The following is a 4,899-nucleotide window of genomic DNA, read 5'->3' on the forward strand; positions in this document are numbered from 1 at the left end:
GTCGGCGGCGATGACGGAGAAGATCTCATCGACGACCTCGGCGACCGAACGGGTGTCGTCGAGGTGGGCGTCGATCCTCACCTTCACGCTGTCACCACTGCGGCTCACGTCAACACCGACCGGTTCGTCACCGGAGCGCCGCAGCACCTTGGCCGCGGCGGTGGCCACCAGATCTCGCAGTCCCGGCGCCAGCGCCCTGACGCCGGCGACCGAGGTCACGGAGTCCGCCAGACGCACTGACTCCGCAATCTCCTCGCCTCTGCCGCCGGCGGCGGCGCCATTGGTGCGGCCCAGGCCGCTGCCTGTGGAGTTGAGGCCATCGGCCTCTGATTGATCAGTCAACGTACACATCCTCAGCATTGATATCGATCTTCACGGCAGGGACCCCCAGCTCCGCCAGAACCGCAGCGGCCACGGACCGTCGGATCACCTCGGCGGTGGTGGCGAAGGGGATGCCGGCACGCATGGCAACGGTCAGCGCCACGGTCGCCGCACTGCCCTCGGGATCCCCGGCGGGCTCGACGTCGACGCTGCGGGCCCGGATCCCGTCGACCGAGTCGACGGCAATGCGCACAATCGATCGCACCGAGGCGGTGGAGATCGAGAAGGGGTTCCCGCCGCCGGTCTGCAGATGGGTCGAGGGCCCCCGATACAGGTCATCTCTGACCAGCCGGAGAATGCGCTCGCGCAGTCCAGCGGTGTCCTCCGGTTCTGGTTCGAACGTGCTCATATATTCGTCGATGACACCGCGAAGCGCAGCGTCCGACTCCGGGTGAGCATCGGCCGGGTCTGGTTCAGCGCCGGATCCTGCGACATGCTCGTTCATGTCCATCCTTCCATCCCCTCGACGAGGGCGGCTCGAGCCCTGTGGATGCGACCGCGCACACTGCCTTCGCTGATGCCCAGGGTCGTGGCCACCTCGGCGTAGCTGAGGCCCTCCATCTGGTGGAGCACCCAGGTTACTCGCTGCTGAGACGAAAGCGTCTGGAGAACATCTGAGAAATGCTCCAGAGCGGTCCGTGCCTCAACGGACTTCTCGACCGATACCCGATTGTCGGCGTGGATCCTCATGTCATCGGGATCCTGCGCATCGGAGGGTCTGGCCATCCTCCGGCGCAGCAGGTCGGTGCACTTGTTCGACGCCAGCCGGTAGATCCACGTGCCGAAGGCGGCCGGTTCGGTCAGGGCATTCATCGACTTCCACGCCTGCACCAGCGTGTCCTGCACGACGTCCTCCGCATCCTCCCGGCCGCCGAGCGTGCGCAGGCAGAACCGCAGGAGCTTCGTCTCGTAGCGATCGACCAACGATTCGAAGGCATCGATGTCGCCCTCTCTCGCGCGCACGACGAGGGTGACGATATCGAAGCGATCATCGTGCCCTGTCATGTCCACATCGTATGCGACCACACTCGTTGTGAGCACGCGCCTCGCTCCGAGAGAGGCGCATTCCGAGAAGGTGAGAAATTCTTCGGCTCTGGTGCGTGAGGATTCTCGATCGTGCGCGTCTGTACTCATGACAGAACCGTTGAAGCGATAAGGAACTGACAATGCCCGAAGACAAGCAGTCCGCCGTCTCCCAGCCGCCCCAGAGCGACGCTTCGGCGCCCAGTCCGCTTGTCACCGACCTGGGCACAACCACAATCGCGGAGAACGTCGTGGTCAAGCTCGCCGGAATCGCCGCCCGTGAGGTTCCCGGCGTCTTCAGCATGGGCAATGCGGCACGCCGCGCCTTCGACACCCTCACCGACCACATCCCCGGCTCGCAGAGCAATGTCTCCGGCGGAGTCTCCGTGGAGAAGGGCGAGAAGCAGGCCTCCATCGACCTCACCATCGTCGTCGAGCAGGGCACCTCGATCGTCGACGTCGCCGAGGCGATCCGCCGAAACGTCATCCGCGCCGTCGAAGAGGGCACCGGACTCCAGGTCGCCGAGGTCAACATCGAGGTCACCGACGTTCACGTCCCCGGCGACGACGATGATCAGGAATCCGGCGAGGGGGCCGCGATGTGAATGACAAAGACCCCGGGGCGCGTAATCGCGACATCCCGGGGCCCTCGCAGCACTCCCCTCGAGTACCCGGACGCATCCCCATACGTCCGTTGTGTCCACCCGATCCCCACCGGGCGAACATGATTATTGGATCACACTTCGAACCTACTTGTAAAGATTGTTCTCGCCTGTCTGCAACGCGATGGGGCCGCGTGTCGACCCCGCGAACACGACAAACCCCCAGGTCACAGCGTTAGCTCAAAATAATTCAAGACTCAACTTGATTCGGCGGGTCGAAATCGACGCTGCCTGATCTCAGGATTCGTCTCGCCTGCTGAGAGAGAATCCGGTCGATCCCCAGCGCACCAGAGAGCGGGGAACGAAGCGGGCGATTCGTGCGGCCACCCGGTAGCTCGCCCCCGGGATCGAAATCACCTTCCCGCGTCGCGCATCGCGCAGTGATGCGGCCACGACCTGGTGCACACTCAGCCAGATCCACCCGGGGCCCGGCCGTTCGACACCGAGGCGTTCGTGGAATCGGGTTCGGATGAAACCGGGCAGCACCGCAGTGACCGTCACCGGAGCACCTCGCAGCTCTCCGGCGAGCGCTTCGGTGAAGACCAGGGTCGACATCTTCGAGGCCGCGTACTGCCCCATCGTCGTCAGTGCGGCCATGGATGAGACGTTGATCAGGCCGCCTCTGCCACGGCTGCGCATCTGCTTGACTGCCGCCAGGGAGAGTTCGCGCACTGCACCAGCGAGCACCACGTCCTGATCCTCGAGCTCGAAGACTTCTGACTCAAGCAACCCCCGCCTCAGTCCGTATCCGGCGTTGTTGATGAGCAGGTCGATGCGTGATGTCTCGATCACGGTGCGGACGACGTCGATGCCTGATCGGGTCGACAGATCGGCCACAACAACCTCGGCGAGGGTGCCGTGCTCGGTTCCGATGCTCGTCGCCAGCTCCCGCAGACTTACCTCATCACGGGCCACGAGAACCAGATCATACTGATCGGCGGCGAGGTCGAGGGCGTAGCCGCGGCCCAGCCCTGAGCTGGCACCGGTGATGAGTGCGCGCGGTCTCGTCACTTCGCGCCTTGGCCCACGCGCACCGTCAGCGACTGCGCCGCGGTGCCGATCGGCCCGTTGACGTCGCTGAGCACGCTCGCGGTCTCGCCGACTCCACTCGGACCGAACGCCACCTTCGTGTCGAAGCCGACCCAACCGGGCTCGGGGACTCGAGTCAGGTGGATTGTGAGGTCGACGTTGGGAAAGAACGTGGTCTTCGGGTCTTCCCTCACGGCCAGACCATTGGCGGTGTCGACGAGTTTCACGAATGCTGCTGTCGCGGGGTCGTCCTCACCGTCGACGAGCACATAGGGGGAGCGGATCCAGGACTGAGCGCATCCGGGCCGGGCATCAGCGAACTGTCCGCCCTCCAGCGAAGCGATGAAGCCGCCGCCCCAACGACCGCTGAACGGCACTGCGGGGGCTTCCTCGGGCTCAGGCAGCGCCTGCCATTCGTCGCCGGCGACGGCGGAGGTGTCGCTGGGGAGCAGGCGCCAGACTCTGGCGTTCACGCTCGTGCGCTCACCGTGGCGCATGCTCGCCTCGATGAGTTCGATGGTCCGACCTGGTCGGATGACGTTGACGTCGATGGTGAATTCTCCCGAATGGATGACGCCGAGGATGTCGAAGCTGATCCGCGAGACCAGCTTGTCCGAGGGGAGCCGACGTTCGATCTCTGCCAGCACCAGCCCGGCGGCCGGGGCCAGGTGCTGCTCGCCCGGCTGCCACGCGCCCTGGCTGTGCAGGGTAGAGACGAAGGTCTCCGGCCCCGTACGCACATAGTAGGAGTCGGGGCAGGCGGCGCCATCATGGCCGAGGTGTTCGTTGAGTGCTTCAGGCATGACCCCAGATTATCGGTAGCTCACCCGCGCCGAGGCGGTGGGGCAAGCGGGTGCGTCCGCTGCGTCCGTCTGCCTTCCGAGCGTGGCTTGCCCGCCTGCCGAGCGTGGCTTGCCTGCCTTCCGAGCGTGGCTTGCCCGCGGAGCTTTGGCCTGCGGTCGTGACAGCTTAAGGTGGGAGGGTGAGAATCGCGAGCTGGAATGTGAACTCGATCCGCGCCCGACACGACAGAATCGGCGCCTGGCTGGATCGCTCCGACGTCGACGTCCTGGCAATCCAGGAACTCAAGTGCAAGGACGAGCAGTTCCCGAAGGACCTGTTCACCTCCCGTGGCTACGAGGTGAGCTTCCACGGCCTCAATCAGTGGAACGGCGTGGCCATCGCCTCCCGCGTGGGGCTTGAGGATCCCGAGATCGGGTTCGCCGACATCCCCTCGTTCGGCGAAGAGCCCGTGGTCGAAGCCCGTGCGCTCTCAGCCACCTGCGGCGGAGTCAGGGTGTATTCGCTCTATGTCCCCAATGGTCGCGAACTCGACCATCCCCACTACGCCTATAAGCTCGAATGGTATCGGGCATTGACTGCCGATATCTCTGCGCAGCTGCGCGATATCCCTGATAAGAAGCTCGTCCTGTGCGGCGATTTCAATGTCGCTCCACTGGATGAGGACGTCTGGGACATGGAGGAGTTCGACGGAGCCACCCATGTCTCCGACTCCGAACGTCAGGCCTTCAACTCCCTGCTTGACGCCGGACTCACCGAGGTCACCAGGCAGTTCACTCCCGGCCCCGGCGTCTACACCTTCTGGGACTATCAGCGGCTGGCCTTCCCCAAGAAGAAGGGCATGCGCATCGACTTCGAACTGGCCTCACCGTCCCTGGCCGCGCAGGCCGTCGGCGCAGAGATCGATCGCGAGGAGCGCAAGGGCAAGGGCGCGTCAGATCACGCTCCCGTCATCGTCGACTACGAGGTGTGAGCAGCACCTTCGACACCTGCGATGCTGTCG

General features: G+C 64.8%; 7 protein-coding genes. 2 read left to right on the top strand and 5 right to left on the bottom strand.

Translation table 11 applies throughout. From position 1 onward, the window contains the following. From L0G76_RS14105 to L0G76_RS14115, 3 genes are all read right to left on the bottom strand, one after another. Positions 1 to 342 (bottom strand): hypothetical protein (locus L0G76_RS14105; protein ID WP_304357796.1); only part of this gene is annotated, 342 nt, incomplete at its 3' end. Next, complete coding sequence (locus tag L0G76_RS14110) at positions 335 to 826, bottom strand: Asp23/Gls24 family envelope stress response protein (protein WP_304357797.1); 492 nt, start codon at positions 824 to 826, stop codon at positions 335 to 337. The genes L0G76_RS14105 and L0G76_RS14110, both read right to left, overlap by 8 nt. Continuing rightward, positions 823 to 1,386, bottom strand: coding sequence for an RNA polymerase sigma factor (locus tag L0G76_RS14115; RefSeq protein ID WP_304357798.1), 564 nt, complete (start codon positions 1,384 to 1,386; stop codon positions 823 to 825). The genes L0G76_RS14110 and L0G76_RS14115 overlap by 4 nt, the downstream gene beginning before the upstream one ends. 161 nt (positions 1,387 to 1,547) lie before the next feature. Here L0G76_RS14115 and L0G76_RS14120 point away from each other — a divergent pair, with 161 nt between their 5' ends. After that, on the top strand, positions 1,548 to 2,009 hold the full coding sequence (locus L0G76_RS14120; protein ID WP_304357799.1) for an Asp23/Gls24 family envelope stress response protein: 462 nt from the start codon (positions 1,548 to 1,550) through the stop codon (positions 2,007 to 2,009). A 294-nt stretch (positions 2,010 to 2,303) separates the two neighbouring features. Here the strand turns inward: L0G76_RS14120 and L0G76_RS14125 are convergent, their stop codons facing one another. Together L0G76_RS14125 and L0G76_RS14130 are read right to left on the bottom strand one after the other, a co-directional pair. Continuing rightward, entirely contained in the window at positions 2,304 to 3,077 is a 774-nt protein-coding gene (locus tag L0G76_RS14125; RefSeq protein ID WP_304357800.1) for an SDR family NAD(P)-dependent oxidoreductase, read from the bottom strand. After that, positions 3,074 to 3,898 carry a thioesterase family protein gene (locus L0G76_RS14130; RefSeq protein WP_304357801.1) on the bottom strand — a complete coding sequence of 275 codons (825 nt, stop codon included), beginning with the start codon at positions 3,896 to 3,898 and terminating at the stop codon, positions 3,074 to 3,076. The genes L0G76_RS14125 and L0G76_RS14130 overlap by 4 nt, the downstream gene beginning before the upstream one ends. Before the next feature lie 179 nt (positions 3,899 to 4,077). Between L0G76_RS14130 and L0G76_RS14135 the strand changes: the two genes are divergently transcribed. After that, positions 4,078 to 4,869, top strand: a complete 792-nt coding sequence (locus L0G76_RS14135) for an exodeoxyribonuclease III (RefSeq protein ID WP_304357802.1) — start codon at positions 4,078 to 4,080, stop codon at positions 4,867 to 4,869. Positions 4,870 to 4,899 lie beyond the last annotated feature (30 nt).

The organism is Brevibacterium picturae (assembly GCF_030453725.1).
Lineage (GTDB): Bacteria > Actinomycetota > Actinomycetes > Actinomycetales > Brevibacteriaceae > Brevibacterium > Brevibacterium sandarakinum_A.